The sequence below is a fragment of the Brevibacillus sp. 7WMA2 genome, from assembly GCF_010748895.1.
In the GTDB taxonomy this organism is placed as follows: Bacteria; Bacillota; Bacilli; order Brevibacillales; family Brevibacillaceae; genus Brevibacillus_B; species Brevibacillus_B halotolerans.
The window spans coordinates 1,895,990-1,914,034 of the sequence record NZ_CP048799.1 but is presented as its reverse complement, the minus strand read 5'-3'; the positions used below and the strand labels follow the sequence as shown (position 1 = coordinate 1,914,034).

At 36.2% G+C, this 18,045-nt stretch carries 24 protein-coding genes, 2 tRNA genes and 1 pseudogene; 19 read left to right on the top strand and 8 right to left on the bottom strand.

Annotation, left to right across the window (positions count from 1 at the left end):
* Positions 1-19 precede the first annotated feature (19 nt).
* The 3 genes from GOP56_RS07200 to GOP56_RS07190 form a co-directional block, all read right to left on the bottom strand.
* Positions 20-199: a hypothetical protein gene (locus GOP56_RS07200; RefSeq protein ID WP_163245246.1), complete on the bottom strand. Its 180-nt coding sequence runs from the start codon at positions 197-199 to the stop codon at positions 20-22.
* A gap of 682 nt (positions 200-881) precedes the next feature.
* A complete protein-coding gene (locus GOP56_RS07195) occupies positions 882-1,481 on the bottom strand; it encodes a hypothetical protein (protein ID WP_163245245.1) in 600 nt (199 codons plus the stop codon).
* 483 nt (positions 1,482-1,964) lie between these two features.
* On the bottom strand, positions 1,965-2,129 hold the full coding sequence (locus GOP56_RS07190) for a hypothetical protein (RefSeq protein WP_153810495.1): 165 nt from the start codon (positions 2,127-2,129) through the stop codon (positions 1,965-1,967).
* Between the two features lie 1,095 nt (positions 2,130-3,224).
* On the opposite strand from GOP56_RS07190, the gene GOP56_RS07180 reads away from it, so the two are divergent.
* The 15 genes from GOP56_RS07180 to GOP56_RS07120 all read left to right on the top strand — a co-directional run bounded on the left by GOP56_RS07180 (position 3,225) and on the right by GOP56_RS07120 (position 10,718).
* Entirely contained in the window at positions 3,225-3,419 is a 195-nt protein-coding gene (locus GOP56_RS07180) for a hypothetical protein (RefSeq protein ID WP_163245244.1), read from the top strand.
* A 331-nt stretch (positions 3,420-3,750) separates the two neighbouring features.
* Positions 3,751-4,374, top strand: coding sequence for a hypothetical protein (locus GOP56_RS07175; RefSeq protein ID WP_163245243.1), 624 nt, complete (start codon positions 3,751-3,753; stop codon positions 4,372-4,374).
* Positions 4,371-5,099, top strand: a complete 729-nt coding sequence (locus GOP56_RS07170) for a DUF3238 domain-containing protein (RefSeq protein WP_163245242.1) — start codon at positions 4,371-4,373, stop codon at positions 5,097-5,099. Before GOP56_RS07175 ends, GOP56_RS07170 begins: the two co-directional genes overlap by 4 nt.
* A gap of 624 nt (positions 5,100-5,723) precedes the next feature.
* Complete coding sequence (gene terS, locus GOP56_RS07160) at positions 5,724-6,308, top strand: phage terminase small subunit (RefSeq protein ID WP_254068658.1); 585 nt, start codon at positions 5,724-5,726, stop codon at positions 6,306-6,308.
* A gap of 6 nt (positions 6,309-6,314) precedes the next feature.
* On the top strand, positions 6,315-6,542 hold the full coding sequence (locus tag GOP56_RS23820) for a hypothetical protein (RefSeq protein ID WP_254068657.1): 228 nt from the start codon (positions 6,315-6,317) through the stop codon (positions 6,540-6,542).
* On the top strand, positions 6,529-7,068 hold the full coding sequence (locus GOP56_RS23815; protein WP_254068655.1) for a terminase large subunit domain-containing protein: 540 nt from the start codon (positions 6,529-6,531) through the stop codon (positions 7,066-7,068). The genes GOP56_RS23820 and GOP56_RS23815 overlap by 14 nt, the downstream gene beginning before the upstream one ends.
* A gap of 72 nt (positions 7,069-7,140) precedes the next feature.
* Positions 7,141-7,644: a hypothetical protein gene (locus GOP56_RS23810; RefSeq protein ID WP_254068653.1), complete on the top strand. Its 504-nt coding sequence runs from the start codon at positions 7,141-7,143 to the stop codon at positions 7,642-7,644.
* Entirely contained in the window at positions 7,634-7,816 is a 183-nt protein-coding gene (locus GOP56_RS07150) for a hypothetical protein (protein WP_163244154.1), read from the top strand. Before GOP56_RS23810 ends, GOP56_RS07150 begins: the two co-directional genes overlap by 11 nt.
* Positions 7,813-7,974, top strand: a complete 162-nt coding sequence (locus GOP56_RS07145) for a hypothetical protein (protein ID WP_163244153.1) — start codon at positions 7,813-7,815, stop codon at positions 7,972-7,974. Before GOP56_RS07150 ends, GOP56_RS07145 begins: the two co-directional genes overlap by 4 nt.
* A 2-nt stretch (positions 7,975-7,976) precedes the next feature.
* Positions 7,977-8,105 (top strand): CD1375 family protein, encoded by a 129-nt coding sequence (locus GOP56_RS23805; RefSeq protein WP_254068652.1) that lies wholly within the window; start codon positions 7,977-7,979, stop codon positions 8,103-8,105.
* 92 nt (positions 8,106-8,197) lie between these two features.
* Positions 8,198-8,464 (top strand): BhlA/UviB family holin-like peptide, encoded by a 267-nt coding sequence (locus tag GOP56_RS07140; protein ID WP_163245240.1) that lies wholly within the window; start codon positions 8,198-8,200, stop codon positions 8,462-8,464.
* On the top strand, positions 8,464-8,718 hold the full coding sequence (locus tag GOP56_RS07135) for a hypothetical protein (RefSeq protein WP_163245239.1): 255 nt from the start codon (positions 8,464-8,466) through the stop codon (positions 8,716-8,718). The genes GOP56_RS07140 and GOP56_RS07135 overlap by 1 nt, the downstream gene beginning before the upstream one ends.
* The gene (locus tag GOP56_RS07130; RefSeq protein ID WP_163245238.1) at positions 8,718-9,344 is read left to right on the top strand and encodes a glycoside hydrolase family 73 protein; all 627 of its coding nucleotides are present in this window, start codon (positions 8,718-8,720) and stop codon (positions 9,342-9,344) included. Before GOP56_RS07135 ends, GOP56_RS07130 begins: the two co-directional genes overlap by 1 nt.
* Positions 9,345-9,504: 160 nt before the next feature.
* Positions 9,505-10,338, top strand: coding sequence for a polymorphic toxin type 44 domain-containing protein (locus GOP56_RS07125; protein ID WP_254068650.1), 834 nt, complete (start codon positions 9,505-9,507; stop codon positions 10,336-10,338).
* A 32-nt stretch (positions 10,339-10,370) separates the two neighbouring features.
* Entirely contained in the window at positions 10,371-10,718 is a 348-nt protein-coding gene (locus tag GOP56_RS07120; RefSeq protein ID WP_163245237.1) for a DUF5412 family protein, read from the top strand.
* A gap of 953 nt (positions 10,719-11,671) precedes the next feature.
* Here GOP56_RS07120 and GOP56_RS07115 read toward each other — a convergent pair.
* Both GOP56_RS07115 and GOP56_RS07105 read right to left on the bottom strand, forming a co-directional pair.
* Positions 11,672-11,965: pseudogene (locus tag GOP56_RS07115) on the bottom strand (histidine phosphatase family protein); the annotation flags it as partial.
* Positions 11,966-12,375: 410 nt separating this feature from the next.
* A complete protein-coding gene (locus tag GOP56_RS07105; protein ID WP_163245235.1) occupies positions 12,376-12,888 on the bottom strand; it encodes a ClbS/DfsB family four-helix bundle protein in 513 nt (170 codons plus the stop codon).
* A gap of 522 nt (positions 12,889-13,410) precedes the next feature.
* Here GOP56_RS07105 and GOP56_RS07100 point away from each other — a divergent pair.
* Together GOP56_RS07100 and GOP56_RS07095 are read left to right on the top strand one after the other, a co-directional pair.
* On the top strand, positions 13,411-13,773 hold the full coding sequence (locus GOP56_RS07100; RefSeq protein ID WP_003335900.1) for a fluoride efflux transporter FluC: 363 nt from the start codon (positions 13,411-13,413) through the stop codon (positions 13,771-13,773).
* 77 nt (positions 13,774-13,850) lie between these two features.
* Complete coding sequence (locus tag GOP56_RS07095; protein WP_163245234.1) at positions 13,851-16,094, top strand: HelD family protein; 2,244 nt, start codon at positions 13,851-13,853, stop codon at positions 16,092-16,094.
* 213 nt (positions 16,095-16,307) lie between these two features.
* Here GOP56_RS07095 and GOP56_RS07090 read toward each other — a convergent pair whose 3' ends face one another.
* The 3 genes from GOP56_RS07090 to GOP56_RS23320 all read right to left on the bottom strand — a co-directional run bounded on the left by GOP56_RS07090 (position 16,308) and on the right by GOP56_RS23320 (position 17,473).
* On the bottom strand, positions 16,308-16,694 hold the full coding sequence (locus GOP56_RS07090) for an OsmC family protein (RefSeq protein WP_096886784.1): 387 nt from the start codon (positions 16,692-16,694) through the stop codon (positions 16,308-16,310).
* A gap of 122 nt (positions 16,695-16,816) precedes the next feature.
* On the bottom strand, positions 16,817-17,119 hold the full coding sequence (locus GOP56_RS07085) for a HesB/IscA family protein (protein ID WP_163245233.1): 303 nt from the start codon (positions 17,117-17,119) through the stop codon (positions 16,817-16,819).
* A gap of 201 nt (positions 17,120-17,320) precedes the next feature.
* Positions 17,321-17,473, bottom strand: a complete 153-nt coding sequence (locus GOP56_RS23320; protein WP_003335904.1) for a hypothetical protein — start codon at positions 17,471-17,473, stop codon at positions 17,321-17,323.
* A 150-nt stretch (positions 17,474-17,623) separates the two neighbouring features.
* Between GOP56_RS23320 and GOP56_RS07080 the strand changes: the two genes are divergently transcribed.
* Together GOP56_RS07080 and GOP56_RS07075 are read left to right on the top strand one after the other, a co-directional pair.
* Positions 17,624-17,699, top strand: a tRNA-Thr gene (locus GOP56_RS07080).
* Between the two features lie 7 nt (positions 17,700-17,706).
* Positions 17,707-17,791: transfer RNA gene (locus GOP56_RS07075), tRNA-Tyr, on the top strand.
* The last annotated feature ends 254 nt before the right edge of the window (positions 17,792-18,045 follow it).

The window sequence follows — 18,045 nt, the reverse complement described above, 5'->3', positions numbered from 1 at the left end:
GTAAATGGTGTATTAACAACTATGGTGTAAAAATAGTTCTTATCATTTTGCTTTTATCTGGATCACTGAGTACTGGCCATAGATCTGGAAGCTTAAGCATTAATTCAAACGCATCAGAACTTGATGCACTTGCTTTCATTTGTTTATTAATAGCTTCCAGATCATTTAATGACTGAGTTTTTAAATCACGTTCCTCCATTGTCCGCTTACGTAATTCTTCAACTGTTAGAAGCTCCTCAACAAATGCAAATTGCCATCTCTTTTTGCTTTCCTGAAGTTTATGTAGCTGCTTCTCAACATCATTTTTAGCAGTTTCTAATTGTGATTTCTTCTTAATCTAATTCTTTAGCGAGTTTCTTGATGAAAAAACTTACTGATACCAAGTATATAAAAGATGCTACTAGAACGATTCGTGATTCTAATTAGGGCCCCAAGCAAATTACAGGTGACAGAATATAATTGTGGAATTGATTTTACAATATATATCCTGATACGCGCATGGAAACCCTTAAATAAATGAAACTCTTAAATAAGTGAAACTCTTATGAAGAGACAATATATTTTGTAGATAGAATGTTAGCTTACGTTAAATATATTGTAAGTCAACTATAGAAAAAGAAGAGATTGAATTTATTTTTTGACTCTGTTATACAACAATGTTGATAATTCATAAAAAAAAGGACTCCTTTTAAGTCCTGTTCAGAAAAATTAAATGGGGGTTGGCATTCTCTTTCTATGGTTTTGTTGGTTGAGCGGAAAGACCAACTATATCTGTGGAACCAAATATTAGCAAAGTAATTAAAATAACTATTAGTATTAATTCCGAGAAACCCTCTCCATCAAAATTTTTCATTATGAGCTCACCCTTTTCCTTTTAATACTTATTGATTATCCATTTTCTTTTTAAGTGCCTGAATAATCTCATCCACAGTTATATTGCCATTATCGTTGAGAAATTTTAGCATGCTATCTACATTTGTATTGTTCAAATCGCCTAATGTAACGTACTTTCCCGTTAAACTGACAATCATCGTAGCTTGTCTAAACAATTGAACAGCATCTACTCTTAACTTACCAGTTAAAAGAAGAGCAGCCACAATAAGCTCTAAATTATTGCCATTCATGCAATGTAAAATTGATGAGTTATTGGTTGATTGTTTCTTTTTAGCATTATTGGTTGACTGTTTCTTTTTTTTATTATTGGATGAATAATTGGTTGGCTGCTTCTTTTTTTTATTATCTGATGAATTATCGGTTGGCTGTTTCCTTTTTTCATTATCTAATGAATTGTTGGCTGACTGTTTCCTTTTTTCATTATCTAATGAATTGTTAGTTGGCTGCTTTCTTTTCTCATTATCTGATGAATTGTTGGTTGGCTGCTTTCTTTTTTCATTATCTGATGAATTGTTGGCTGACTGTTTCTTTTTAGCATTATTCGATGAATTTTGTGCTAACATATTATTTTTTTGAAAGGAATCCATTTATTCTTCCTCCCACCAAACATAGTAATTGCTAATACATATCGGTGTGAGGTGAGACTGTAAAATACAATTTCGCAAGTTTCACCCTTTAGTACAAAACAAATAGAGTGCACACACTGACTTATAACCCATCATATTCAAAGAACGGATTTATTGTGCTTGGTAAAAGTTTTTTGCGATTAAACTACTCGTTAGCTGAATAACAAATCACATTCTTTAACAGAACCTATTTTTGGGGGAATGGGAACGGGCAGACCCTTTTCATTCTTGGTAATAATGTACATAACAAATTTGCATTCACACAATTTGTGTTTAGTTGGAGTACCTATGCTCTTTCCGATTGTATATTGAGTCACTATGTTGGCTAAATAAGAAAAAGACGAGTCAATGCCCTTGGTCGATAGTAGCTCATATGGAATGCAAATGTGGTAACAATTGGACTACTTATATTCGGGATGATTCACGTTGTACGCCTTTTGATTTCTAGGAAGATGATGAAGAGTGGTTGATCAGATAAGCTTCACCAGCCTTACCAAACACCAAATGCACGACATGATACTGCATCACAGTCAAATCTGGAAAAGTAAACCGAACATTATCGCTGTTACGGATAGGTACCGATTTGATCAGGATGAATGATGTTGGCACAAAGATATGTATATCCTCGGTTCGTATGAACAGGGCATGATTGTTAGCTTTGGATAGGAGGAAGCACAATGACCAAACAGCAGCTCATTGAAACAGTGTAAGGGGCATCGTTATCCCCTTACACCCCACAAAAACTAATCTCTTCGAATGATCAAATATAATACCAAACCAATGATAGGGAAAGCCAATACAACTATTAATGCAATGAGTGAGAATTCCTTACTATTACCTCTACTTCTTGAATCACGATAGGCCCAGATACTAAAGAAAATATTTAAGAAAATGGGCAGCAATGCAAAAAAACTATGTATAATTTCGCCCATGTCAATCAAGGATATCACCTGCTTTTTAAGTTTGTGAGACATTTCGATTATATAAAAAAATAGGTAAATTGTGTAACTTTTTTCACTAGGTTAATTACTCAACATACGATTTGTTAAAAATTGCATGGTTTAAGGAAAGGCCGGTCAGGAAGTGCATGAACTTGGTATACGCCAAACAAAAGAGGAACCAACATCATTGCTGTCATTACTGCTTTACCTTTTGTCATAGAACCACAACCTTCCTTAAGTAGTATGTTACGTGCTTGATTATAAATATCATTCTATTTACTGAAAATAACAATTATTGAAAAATAAATAACTCAAATGTTTTGTCGATGACTTTAAGTATGTTTAACGCTGTATGGTGGGCTTTTTTGCTGACAAAAAATGATAAAAGGCGTGGAGTAAGGCAATTTCAATTTATTTAGTACGTGACTTATTACAACATTCAGGATTTTTTGAGGGGCGTTATGGCTACTTAAACTTGGCTGGTAACTTTGATGGTCAGGGTATCTCTTTTGGAATTATTCAATTTAACTTTGGACAGAGAACTCTTCAACCAGTTTTAAAACAATATATTTCATACCATGAAAAAAAATTCTATTCTATTTTCGGAAAAGAAAAAGGAGATATTATTAAAAAAAAGTAGTTTTTGAGTACGGTTTTAGACAACAAGTTCAATGGGGAGCGAGTATTTCCAAGGAATGGGAGAAGCCTTTCATGGAGATGGGAAGAAGTAGAAATAATCAAAAAGTGCCAGGAAGATGTGGCGATGGATTTTGTTAATCGAGCGGAAGGTTTTTGTGATTCATTTGGTATTATTTCAACACAAGGTCTTGCTTTTGTTTTTGATCACGTAATTCAAAGTTGGAGTTTTAATAATATGCAACGAATTTTGCGTGAAATTCGAGAAAAAGAAGACGAGTATCGTAAAGCGCATGATAATATCAAAAAAACGTGTGGCTGAACTTTTTCTTTTAAAATTTTTTATAAAAAAGAAGTCACTCTTGATGAGTGGCTTTTTTTGTCATGCAAAAGCCACCTATAAGTAGAGAGACAAATCTTTTGTTATTGACATATGTTGAGCTAAGGATACTTCATGTCTTTTTGTAAACAAAAAAGAATTGCTGTTGATAAAAAATGGATGAAGTACCAGATATAAAAAGCTAATATTTTTTTGAAGAGTTCTTATATGGCTAGAGAATAATATTGTTTGAATTTAATATTATAAAAAAATGTTATCATAATAATGTTATTATAAAATTGTAATATAATTATAAAAATGGTGGTGCATGGAAATGAAGAGGATGTTACTATCCGGCATAATCGCTTTATCTACAATTTTTGGATCAGCTAATGCATATGCTTCAGAAAAGGTTAGTCATCAAGACTTACTAAAAAACATTACTATTGAGCCTCATCAAGATCAAATTATCCTTAAATGGGGAGATATACCCAATACAGCTCAATATAAGGTTTATCAGGGGGACACTGAGCTATACAGTGGCTTAGAAAACTCCTTTATCCATAATAATTTAAAATCAGGAAAAAGCTATAAGTATAAGTTAGTAGCTCTCGGTTCTGACAATTCTGAGATTATAAGCACAAAAGTAAATACTGAGACTTTGGAATCAGAAATAAAAAATGCAGGTCTAATTTCGCTATCTGCTAATGATAACGAAATAGATGATACTGTTGTTTCCACGATTTCCGATGGAAAAAATATAAAATTTGACTGGGATGATAACGGACAGGTAGAGGAGTATCAAATTAAGAAAAACGGAAAAATAATTGATACTGTCCAGACAAGTGAATATAGTGATGAATTGGACGGAGGAGAAGAGAAGGTTATCTATGAGTTTCTTGGTAAAATTCCACTGGATAAAGAAGAAAAGGAAAAGAGAAAATACAGTATCTTTTGAAAAATGGTGAAGCTAATGATTCCGAAATGGTTTCAAAAGGCGAAGAACTCCTCTATAATTATGTTTCAATTATTAAAATTGTAGAGAAAGAAAAAGTATCTCCGTTAGGAATTTCTTCAAATAATGATGTAGATAACGTAAAGTTAAGATATACAACTTTTATAGGTGACAAATATGTGGAAAATCCAGTACCGAATTGGTTAAGGTTAACTGGAGACAAATGGGAGAGAGATGTTGAATATTTTGGTGGAGATAATAGAGATTTTGCAGTTGCCCATTCTCGTTTTAGAACTCAGATAAATATTGAATCGGATTTTACAGATGAAGATACAACTCTATCCAAAAAAGTGAATAGCTCAACTTTTTATGACTCTAATAAAAAATTACTTAAAACCAAAAAGGCAGGTAGTAGTGGAATTAGCTTAGATGAAAAAATTGTAAATATGGATAATATCAAATTTGATATTGAACATTCAGTTGGAATTCCATATTTAGAAGGATCTTTAAAGTTTACTCCGCCAGGAATTGATTACGCTTTTACTGCAAGTCTTTTTAGAGAAGACGGTGACTATAAAATTAAGGGTTGGCATGATGGGGCACCAAGTCATGAGTTCTACATATCTTTTGATGATGGTCCATACGAAGAATTATTTCAACACGATCTTTATGATTTCTTTTATTTATTCGAATTGACTCCAAAACATTACTTTAATATCTCTAATTAAACTGGAAGACTGGGAGCCCTTAAGCTTCCGGTTTTTTCACCTTAGTGAAATTAATGCATGTGAACGGTTAAGTAGACTAGTAATAAAGGGGGAAGGCAATGTTACACAGAATCTTCGTTGGGGTCGTTACCGCAATACTTTTTTGCTTAGTTCTTGCAGTGTCAAATTATACTCCAATGGCAGCACGTCAGCCAAATACTTATTATTTTCCTTTTATAACTCTAATGATAATCTATCTAATGTATTCCATCCCGATATTTTTGTTTCTTGGAATTCCCTGCACTATCTTAATCAATTTTATTACTAATAGAATGGAAATATCGACTAAAAGTAAGCTTTATTTTTTAAATTTAGGATTATATTCTTTAGCGGGTATTTCTATAGCTTGGGTTTTCTTCGGATTAACTAAAGGGGATATTCTACAAAAAATATTTAACTATAAAGCCTATATTATATATATAGTTGGATCGCTACTTTTTTATCATATATCTCTTGTCACAATGATTATTTTTAAAAAAATGACTAAGGACACAAACTGAAGTTCTGAGTATTAATTAGATCAGCACCTACAAGGGTGCTTTTTTCTTTTGCAAAACAAACTTAATAGGTGGTGGTGATCATGTAATGGCAAAAGCAAGAAGTCCAAACCGCGACAAAGCTTTGGAGTTATGGCTCGAAAGTGGCGGGAACATTAGCAATCGAGAGCTTGCCGATCAACTAGGCGAGAAAGAAAAAACAATAAGCAACTGGAAAAGCCGAGACAAATGGAATGTAGTACTACAATCAGGTCAATGTAGTACTACAATGAAAAGTGAGTCAAATGCTGGAGCACCAGAGGGGAATAAAAACGCCGTAGGCAATCGTGGAGGAGCTGCACCCAAGAGGAACAGCAATGCGGTAAGCCACGGCTTTTTTCGTAAATACTTCCCTGATGATGTAGCCGGGATTATAGAAGAGATTGAAACTAAGTCTCCTCTTGATATGTTGTGGGAAAACATCATGATTCAGTACACGGCTATCATACGAGCGCAAAGGATTATGTTCGTAGAGGACAAAGAAGAAATGATTAAGGAAATCAAGAAAAGGAAGTTCGAAATTGTAGACACTAGTACGAAGGAAAAAGCATCCTTCGAGCAGGTGGTGACAGAAGAAGAGTATGAATTTCAATTCTCTTGGGATCGTCAAGCTACATTTCTAAACGCTCAATAACGGGCTATGACAACTCTTCAAAGCTTAATCAAACGCTATGAGGATTTGCTCAATAGTCATCTAGCTACTGAGGAACAACGTTTACGTATAGAGAAGTTAAAGATAGAGGTTAAAGAATTGAATGGTGAAAACGATACAGATGCACATCAACAGAATAGTGGATACGAATCAGCTCTATACGCTCAAGTATTGGAAATTTTTTCTGACGAGGTAGAAGCTGATGAAAAAGCGTAAACGTACAACGTCTTTTAAGTTCCAACCGTTCAGTCTAAAGCAAAAGAAACTATTAGCTTGGTGGACAGATGGGAGTCCCTACAAAGATTACGATATGGTCATAGCAGAAGGGGCCATTCGCTCAGGTAAGACCATATCTATGATTGATTCATTCATTACATGGTCATTAGCGAAGCACAGGCACCAGAACTTTATCGTGGCTGGTAAATCCATGGGTGCCCTCAAGAGAAACGTGTTGGAACCAATGTTTCAGATTCTGACGGCGAAAGGAATCGACTATCATTACCACCGTTCAGAAAATCCGCATGTTGTAATTGGAACCAATACGTATTATCTATTTGGTGCAAATAACGAAGCGAGTCAGGATACATTACAAGGTCTTACTGCCGCCGGAGCTTACTTAGATGAAGTAGCGTTATTTCCCCGATCATTTGTGGATCAAGCTATAGGCCGTTGTTCTGCTGAAACCGATGGGAATGGTGCAAAAGTTTTCTTTAACTGTAACCCTGCTGGACCGTTTCATTAGTTTAAAACTGATTTCATTGATAAAGCAAAAGAAAAAAGAATCCTTGTCCTACATTTCACGATGGATGACAACATGAGTTTGTCCGAAAAAGTAAAAGAAAGATTTCGCCGCATGTTTAGTGACGTCTTCTTTAAACGATATATCTTAGGACTATGGATGATGGCAGAAGGACTTGTTTATGACATGTTTGACGAAAAGCTCCATGTCATAAAAACACTTCCTGATACATTTGATCGTATTTTTGCTGGTGGGGACTATGGTATCAATAATCCAACGGCTTTTTTATTAATTGGTCAGAAAGCTAACGATTTTTATGTGATTCGTGAGTATTATTACGATTCTCGTAAACATGGAAGGCAGAAGACGGTTTCTAAATATGTAGAGGACTTCCAAAGCTTCATAGGGAATGACCAACCAGAAAATTTATTCCTATATCCTTCTGCAGCTGCTCTCATTTTAGAGTTGAGAGAAAAGGGAATTAAATATGTAAGAGGTGCAGATAACACGGTAATAGACGGCATTCAGCTAGTGAGCAACTTGCTCTCTAACAAGGGAGGCCGTCTTTTTGCTGGGTAAGTTGCCGACATGGGAAGATGCCACTAATAACGTTAAATTCAACCGAGGTTTTATTTTCACTAACAAGGAAAAAACAGCAGAAAAATGGGGCGTTAGTGTACGCTTTGTTTTTGTTAAAGGAGTTGCAACTGAGTCTATGATTGTAAGAGGATTCGGGGGTGCATTCGATTGATTTTAATGAAACCTATGGATTTGGCTGACATGGAGCAAGAGCGTGAGAAAGGCAAAATCTCGCCAGAATTAATAGAAGCCTATGAAGCTATTGCTCAGTTACAAGAGATGGTAACTAGAATGGAAGCCAAAATAAAAACACTAGAAGGAGAGAAATAGAAATGGTTAAAGCGTATATGATTAATGTGTACAGCCTATTGGTTAAAGTCGGTCGCAGAGAATTTGAATCCTTACCGGAAGTTTATAGGGTTCCCGTAGCTGAATATTTAGCTGAACAAACTGAATCATAAAACGCCTTTTCCGATCTGGAGAGGCGTTTTTTCGTGGGGAGCTGCGGCTCCCTATTTTATTTACCCCAAGGGGGGTGATAAGGAGAGGAAGTATGGAAGAGAACGTAATGAACACATTGCTTCAACAGGACCCGTTCGCTGCTCTGTTTGTTTGGCTGTTATTCTCTACAAAAAAGGAAGGAAGAGAGCGTGAGACCCAACTAGTGAAACAGGCTCAGACACGCGAAGCCAAGCTCATGGAGCATAACGAACGAATGGTAATCCAATTAGAGCGTAATACCACTACATTGCAACAGATCGAACGCAGTCTAAACGGCTTAGAAAACGAATTACAAGAACTAAAAGAAAAGGTGGGCTAATGATGATAGAAATCGGTTTAGTAATTGCAGTCGTAATGGCGTCAGGTGCATGGTTGAAAACACGGAGTTGGTTCCCAAATGATTACATTCCTCTTGCTATTGTTGTCATGGCAGTTGCTTATAATGCGATCAATGCTTTATTGTTCGGGGGATATTTATTGGAAGCTGGCAAGATGGCTTTTATTGAGGCAACGGCTGCCATCGGGATTCATTCAGGAGTGAAAAACTCGTTTCAGAAGGGAGATGTAGATTAATGAAACCACAAGACTTTATAGATAAGATCGCACCAAGCGCTGTAGCTGACATGAAGAAAACAAAGATACCAGCATCTCTTACAATTGCTCAAGCAATCCTTGAATCAGCATGGGGAGAAAGTGGACTAACCAAGCGAGGAAACAACCTGTTTGGTATCAAAGGGACAGGCCCAGCAGGCGTTTGCGCTATGCCTACAAAGGAGAATTACAACGGTCAATGGACAACTATCACGGCTAATTTCAGAGCTTACAACAACTGGGATGAGTCTATTGCAGATCATTCGAAGCTAATTCTAAACGGCTCAAGAGACAAGCCTACACGCTATCATGGCGTTTTAGATGCTGATTATAAAACTGCTTGCTATGTTATCCACAAGGGAGGATATGCCACTGATCCCGGTTATCCAGGTAAGCTAATTGGATTGATCGAAAAGTACGGCCTAGCGAAATATGACAAGGAGGAAACAACAATGAAACCAGAGGTAGCAAACGAAATTATTGGCCATTTACAAGGGCAATGGGCTTTGTACAATCAGATGGGAATGAAGGATAAGGCTGTTAGGATTGGACAATTGGCTGATGAGTTACGAGTAGCTAGCGGACAAGAGCCACAGAACGGAAAATAGTTCAACTGGTTACTTTCAATAAATATCTTTCTACCTTGATTTATATTTTACTTTTTATTTACTAATTTTATTGGAATATAATTATATATTTATGATTGATATAATATTTAGATGATAGTAAAATTAGGAAAGTTATCCAATTAATAAAATAGGAAGAAGAATGATGAGGAAGTTATTAAGTGCTACATTAGCTGTTTTTATGTTATTTACTGGGTATACACAAGTAAATGCACAGGAGTTTACTTTTCCGAACATTCATAATGTTACTGATCTTCACAAGCACATCATAAGTAACCTAAAGGATGATATTAGTCGGAATGAAGATGGAACCCTAAACATTACCGAAATCGACTTTGGCAATGTAGACAAGGAACTTGTGAATTCATACAAAGAGGTTGTAAAATCTGTAAATGAAGGTGTCGAAGATGGCATTTTGAAGTACGATTCAGATTTTGAGCTGTCAGTTGCAACCATGGAGGAATTAGAGGAATTATCCAATGTTGAAGAATCTAAATCTAACGATAACGAAATAATTGCTAGAGCTATTCCAGATGAACCTGCTAAATATCCACTTGCCAGAAAAGCATATGAAAACCTTGATGATTTAAAAGCTAAAGAAAAAGCGTTTGAACAAGCAGCGCGTTTTAATCCTAGTACCAATCCTTGGCTATCAACAGCCTCCTACTTTGCTGTACAGGTAAGACCGAAAGGAGCTTGGGATCTAAAAAGAGAAATCGGATGGAATAATACAAGAACTGTAAAAATTGATGGAGAAACCTATTATCTTACGGGTGAGGACATTGGGAATATTCACTACGGCTATGTAGGCAGATATCATTTTGGCACTAGCACACTCCTCAGTGCAGCAGGAATGGTTCAAGTCTTGTCTGGTACAGCAAAGTTAAGTTGGTTTGACTTATACTTTGATGACCCAACTGATCAAAAAGCTATCCGTAGAGGAATTAACTGGTATTTAAATGATCGTTTCGAATAAGATTAGACTATAAAAAAATGGAGGGAAGCACTATGAAGATACTACTCAAAAGGTTTCTCATAATATTAATTTCTTTACTAGTGTTTCTATCTCTAATTGTATACTTTGCATTCTATTCTACTCTGTTTCTACAAAAGGGTGATTTAGTTAAAGAGGTGTCTTCTCCAAATAAAACATATACTGCAAAGGTCTATCGCTTTGGGGATGAAGGTGGGCTGAGAGTAGATGTAAATGTTGGTTTTTTTGGTGACAAGCTTATTTATTGGAGCTGGAAAGAAGCAAATACCGATGTAGAATGGACAGACGATATTCACTTAAAAATAAATGGTAGATTGCTTGATGTCAGAACAGATAAGTTTGACAAAAGGACAATGGATTAAGATAAAATGATCCGTGATTTTCGCTAGTAGGTACAATATGGAGAATTTACTGATGGTGTTCCTTTCAATGTATTCTAAATGTGGACTATGAGACAGAAGAGGTTTTTACTAGATCTTATATTGATAAAAAAACAGTGATTTCTATAAGAGACACGAAAATGTTTGACCTTAAAAATCGGTTAGTATTAAGTAACAAAGATCCTATATATTTTGTGGATAACATCAAAAAATATTAGGTTTGACTTGTTTATTTAGGATGAATCCCGATAAGAGATTTCTAAGGAGTGAAAAACAAGTGGAAACTCTTCCAAGTTGGTTTTGGATTATATATTACTTGTTTTTGTTAACAACATTAAGAAGTGCTATATCCAGCCTTGTTAAAAAAAAGGTTTTAAGAATAGTATCTAGTTTTACAATTATTTTTGTGTGTACTATTCCCCTTATAAGTTTAATTTATAGTATCGAAAGACAAGAAGGGTTAAATGAGTTTGAATATTTTATCGATCAATTACAACAAGGAGAAGGGTGGACTATTTACTCGATTTTAGGATACATATACCTACTTGTGTGGTGGGGTCTAATAATCAACAAAAAAAAAGACTAATTAATGTATACTGAAATGTACACTTAATGATACAGGCTTTTAGCTATACTAAACAATACTGGATAGCTGTAGTTGAGAAATGCCCCCCACGTGCTTGATCAAAATACCATGTTAAAATGATAAGGATAATTAGTTAGTTTATGGAAAAGCTCTAGAATTGTTCTAGGGCTTTTGTTGTGTGAGGCTTACATATATAATCATCATCTGTTAAAAAAATGATTAAACTAACTCTTCATTTCCCTCAGATTCTAAGTTAAAAGATTTAATAAGGTTAGGTTTTTTTACTGGATTCTATTTTATAAGTTTTCCTAAGACTTTTTCCAGAAAAATAATTCTTCATTTATGAGACCACTAAGGGATACAATTCCCTATCAGACAATATCTTATCGTCACATATGAGAATCATTTCTTTCAAATCTTCAACAACTAATAATTCTTTTTCTAAAGACAGGGCTAATTCCTCGATTGTTAAAATTGACCTTCTATATGGACTTGAAATGAACGTGTCTATTCCCTCATCTTTTAATAATTCAGTTATTATATGGGCATCTGACCTACCCTTATCAGTCAGCTCACGTGTTCTCTCGTTCCCTTCTGTTTTCGGTGATTCGCCATGTCTCACCATGTAAATGAAAGTGTTCATAATATCCCTCCAGGATGTTTAGAAACTTGTTATTCCAAATAATCCTTGTTTTAAATCTAGTAGTAATCAACACAGTTTTATTGATCTTCAACAATCCTGATTCCTAAGTACATTTCCTCAGAATCTCTTTTTTGATCTTAGCATAAATACCCACTCCCTTTTTATCATAGATTCCTAATAGATTAATTTGTATATAAGAACGTACATCTGTATTTTAAGGAGATGTTTTGATGGCTAGTAAAATACTTGATCCACTTATAACGAGATTTATCTTGCCAGAGCATGCAGAAATGTTACGTCAGTTTCATGAAGATAAGAAACTGATTGAGACGCCGATCATTGAAGATTGACGAGCTAACCGAGTTTTGCTACAGGATATCTGACTCGTGTCAGTACTTACTTTTCTTAAATTACTTTAAAGATATTTTTTTCCATTTACGAATTTTAGTTCTGAAATTCGTAAATGGGGCAACTGTATTGATATGCACCCATTTCCAAACAGGCCACATTGCTTTTGTTGTGGCCCATTTTCTTTGTTCTGGTTGGAATAATTCTGCTTCAGTAAGATCATTTATCCAATCGACTAGCTTTCGGACTAACTTTGTCAATTCTTCTTCCTGCTGTTTTAAAGTTAAAGCACCGTATTGCTCATAAAAAGATTGATAAAGTTTACCTAAGTTATTCCATTTGTAGTCTGGAGTGGGCGTTTGTACGTCAAGTTCACTTTGCTCGTCTTTTTCCCACGATAACAATAAGTTGATCCACCCCAATTGATAAGAAAGGATTTCAGAAGGAGATTTATCCACTTCAGAGATATGTTTATCTCTCAACTCTTCAGGAATCACCTTAAATTCTTCAATAAATTTTTTATAGGCTTTATCGATTGATTCAATTAATTCTTCAGCATTAGAGTACTGCTTCATAATTCTTTCACACCCTTACTTTTACTACCTTCAGTATATGATAGAATGGTATCAAAACCTGATACCCATTAGGAGCTTTTTATGAAAAAAGACGGGCGACTGATTCAAGAAATAATCTATCTCTTTGAGTTATAAATAAGATAAGGAAGCTTACTGACTCAGAAATGGAAGAAATGAGTCATTGTCTAAGTGCGAACGCTAAAAGGGCTTGAGAGATAGCAAAACTTAAAAACGTATCTTTGGTTGCCAGCTTAACAAGCGATACAGAGTGTTGGCATGAGCTATGTGCAAAATCAGAAAAAATACAAGGATGAAATAAAAATGAAGAAAATCGTTTCCTAAGATAAAAGAAAACGATTTTTTCTTTTGTTACCTATTAATAAAAAATAGGTTATTTAAACTGTATATATAGAAGATTTCATTTGAGATAATGATGTCGAATGCTATTATGTTAGGCAAAGTGTTATGTTTGGCTGGGTTCTTGGATAGGTACCCAATTAGCACAGAGAGGGAGCGATACTGATGCTGTTGAATAGTATAGGAGTAGCATTAGGCGGTTGTCTTGGGGCCATGTCTCGTTACGGAATCAGTTCTCTGATCAATCAACGTTATAAAGGAATGTTCCCATTAGCGACCTGCTGTATTAATATTTTGGGGTGTTTTTTATTAGGGGTACTAACAAGTTCTTCCTTAGCTCCATTTTTTATCGTAATGGCAGGCACAGGTTTTATGGGGGCTTTTACGACATTTTCTACATGTAAGTGGGAGAGCTATTCATTATTTACATCAAAACGTTACCAGATAGGATTCATCTACTTGCTTATTAGCTATTCTGTGGGGATTTTATCTGCTGCACTAGGGATGCTGCTCGGGGTACATTTGTGATTTTTAAGATTGTCCTTGGAATTGCTTTTTCATTTTGATAAGATAAATATTCGTTTGATGAAAAGGAGGTTAGTCATGTGACCATTCATCATCCTGCATATAAGGAAGAACAAGATCGGCTGGAAAAAACAGTACATACGATTGAAAAGGAGATTGGACAGCTCCGAGAGGATTTGCGAGAGGCAACGGACGATTATGTCAAACAAGTAGTCAATTCCTCGAAAGCTAGGGATCTCTTTCATTTGGAAAGCTCTGTGAATAAGCCTTACTTTGGTCGAGTAGATTTCATGAAAGACGAAACCTATGAAATGGATTCCGTATATATAGGAAAGCGTGGGATTGTAGAACGCGACACAATGGATAGTGTTGTAGTAGATTGGCGTGCACCTATCGCTAGCCTTTATTATAGCGGGGAGAGCAAGGATGCTTTTTACCGAACATTACAGGGAATTGTACGGGGAGAAGTAAAGCTTAAGCGTAATTTTGCTATAGAAGATGGTCAGATTACAGGAATTTATGATGGTGCGTTAAAAGAGACGATCAATCGCGAAATCGGGGCGCCAGAGGATTTTCTGGAAGAAGGCTATATTGATGAATTCTTAGCTTCCAGTCTGAATCAAAATAACGATAGTCGATTAAAGGATATCGTTGCTACCATTCAAACAGAACAGAATGATATCATACGTGCAGAAAAAGATCGGGCTATTGTGGTCCAAGGGGTAGCTGGAAGCGGAAAGACTACGATTGCATTACACCGCCTTTCCTATTTGATTTATAATTACCAACATTTGATTGCGTCCAAGAAATTTATGGTATTTGCTCCTAATAAGCTGTTTTTAACATATATTTCGGATGTATTACCCGAATTAGGTGTGGAGGATGTACAACAAGCCACTTTCTCAGAGTGGGCTGCCAAACAGGTAAAAGCACTTTTACCAAAAGGCTGGCGAATTGTTGATCCGAGCAAGCCATTGTTGCTTTTCTTTGAAGACGATGCTAGTAAGCAGGTACAGAAGCGTCAAACGTGGAATCGGATGTCTTTTAAGGGTTCCGTTCATTGTCGAAATATGCTAGATAAGTATATGGATTACTTACTGCATGAGCTGATTACCTATAAGGATTTACGATTTATTTATAACAAGACAAAGCATGTGTTTGAAATGAAAAAGGTAGATATTCGCCAGTTGTTTATTAATGAATTTGCTCATTTGCCCTATCACCGCAGAATAGAAGCCTTAGCTAAGCATGTTAAACAACAAATGACCCAGCAATTGTTTACACATTTACGAGAAGAAAAAATCGATTTGGATAAGCCAAGTTTATTGCGGTTCGAGAAGAAAATGGATGAATTGCTCGCTTTGTATTTAGGGAAGTGGCCAGAGATAGATGCTTTTACTGTGTATACCCAGCTTCTGCAGGATTGGGAGCTTTTACGAAAGCTTACTAGTGAGGATATTTCAGATAAATGGTTGCAGGATGTCGTGGAGACTTCCAAAGCAATCATAGAGGAAGAGCGTATAGAAGCAGAAGACCTTGCTCCCATTTTATATCTTCGTCATCTGCTGGAAGGAAGCGGAAAGGAAGCTCCTTTTGATCATACGGTAATCGATGAGGCGCAAGATTTGAGCTATCTAGAGATTTTAGTGCTTTCTTTACATACGAAAAATGAATCAATGACAATCGTAGGGGATTTGGCACAAGGGATTCATGCGTACCGTGGATTAGATAGCTGGCAGCCAGTTTTACGAAATATCTTCAAAAAGAAAACAGACTTTTATACGTTAGAGCAGAGCTATCGTTCGACAATTGAAATTATGAATTGGTCCAATGAGGTTTTACAGGGCACTCAATTGTCGGAAATTACGGATGCAAAGCCGGTGTTGCGTCATGGTGAAGAACCGTTATTTTTACGGGCGAAGAATCAGAGCAACATGCTTGAGGATATTAAAAAGCGGGTTGAAAAGTCATTAGCGTGTGGTCATCAAACGGTGGCGATTGTCACTAAAACCATACATGAGAGTAAAAAAATTGCTAAAGCCTTAAAAGAAAAGGGTCTTGAGCTCCACCATCTAGGTGTGAAAGATAAGGAATTTCCAGGTGGAGTAACCGTTCTGCCCGCTTATCTAACGAAAGGGCTGCAATTTGATGTAGTAATCGTCCTACACGTAGATGATGAACATTACAAAGAGAATGTGATGGATGCCAAGTTGCTTTATGTCACCATGTCACGACCTGTCCATCAACTTCTGCTATATATTCAAGGGGATGCTAAGGTGACCCCATGGCTAAAGACAAAAGCGGCTGCGATACAAGAGATATGATATGAAAAATCATTCAGAAGATTAGATGTACACTTGATACAACCAATCCCCAAATAGGGGTGGCATACTCAGAAAAGCTGATAAAAATCAAAGTTAGTAACGTTTACAAAAGGAAGAAAAACAATGAAAACCATGAGGCTTTGCCAGAATGAACAAGTAAGATATGACCCATTCCGGTAATGCAATCATGGTTTTTTCTGTAGTGAAGCTGACTTATGCTTTAGAGATGATCACTTGTTCTACTACTTCGATATTTGGATGGAGTGATTGAATAATGGTGCAGTTAGGAGGTACCAAGCGCAAGGCCTTATCCAGCTTTTCCTGCACAAGGTCTGAACCAGTAATAGTATAAATGAGACTTATCTTCGTCAAAGGATTCGGGGCATTCTCGCTTTGAACGGCATCTACATGGAGAGTAAGCGAGTTGTATGAGATGCGTTTTTTTTCTAGGATGCGCGTAAAGACGATTTGGCTACACCCCGCAATGGCAGAAACTAGCAAATCAATCGGTTTAAAGCCTTGCTGACGGTCACTAGAGATGGTTAAATCTCCATAGGGTAGCGTTGTTTGCAAGTTTTGATTCATCTGAGTAAATTGCATGGTCCTTCCTCCTGTTTCGAAAATGGAGAAACCACGAAGAAGAGTGCTCCTCGTGGTTTCTCTTGAAGGCAAATAATATGTAGAACATGATTTGATTCAAACAAATTAATCAGGTAGAAGAATTAGTGATCTCCTGTATTGCCCTTGCTTGGATTGGTTACTACAAAGCCTTCCTCTGGAATAAACAGATAATCTATTACAACGCCATCTAGTAATTCCTCGGAGGTTTGTAGGAGGACATCGATATCTTTATCAGTAGATACAACGGTATCCTTCTCTGATGGTTTGTCCAAAGTCATTCCATAATGAGCGTGGTTACCGTGTTTATGTGTGATGTATACGCGAAGCTTTACATCTTTATCAGTTTCCTGATCCATGATTTCATTGATTTTTTTTGCTGCATTGCGAGTAATTTTTGCTTTCATCGTCGAAGACTCCTTACCTTGTTAGGATGTGTTCATCATAACAAACTTACCTTCCATGTGGCAAACCTCTTACGCACTTTTGCGTGAACATCTTGAATGTAGTGAATGGTTATATTTTAAAAGGAAAAATGAGGAACAAAAAACGGAAAATATGAATATTGGGTTGCCAATATGAACCTGGCAACCCAAGCTAGCTCGTTTTTAATAAAATGCTCCAGGCCAATCGTACCAACCTAGTGAAGATAAATAAGCATCTGTAAATGCATCTTCTTCACGAGGAGGGTAGGACAATTCGTGCTCATCTACAAATAACAACTCACTCGGCTCTGCATGACGATGTGGATCGTATTTCATGGAGAAAAGCCTCCCTTCACAGTTTTAGTCTGTCCCATTTTAAAAGGAAATACGATTTTAAAACTTTTTTCAAAAAGGTATTGAATATCAAAAAGGTTCATGATATACTCAATCTTGTTGTGAAGCAAATGATATTTTAGTTGCTGAAATGCCGGTGTAGCTCAATTGGTAGAGCACCTGACTTGTAATCAGGGGGTTGTGGGTTCAAGTCCTATCGCCGGCACCATTTTTATGGGGAGATAGTGAAGTGGCTAAACACGGCAGACTGTAAATCTGCTCCCTCAGGGTTCGGCGGTTCGAATCCGTCTCTCCCCACCATACTTGTAATGAAAGCACTTTGACTGTTAGTCAGGGTGCTTTTTTATATTAGCAAGGATTTGTTTTTCAATTATTTGATGGAATTGCTTCAAATACAATTATATTATGACACATGAATATCTGTATGTTATCCTATCATTGAGAAAGAGGCCTATTTTTTAGTTCGTCAAGGAAAGATAGAAGGAAGGTCCTCTTTTGCAAAATCTCGTTCCACAGTTCTTCTTCGTGCGATTAAATGAAAGCTCTGTTTGTCA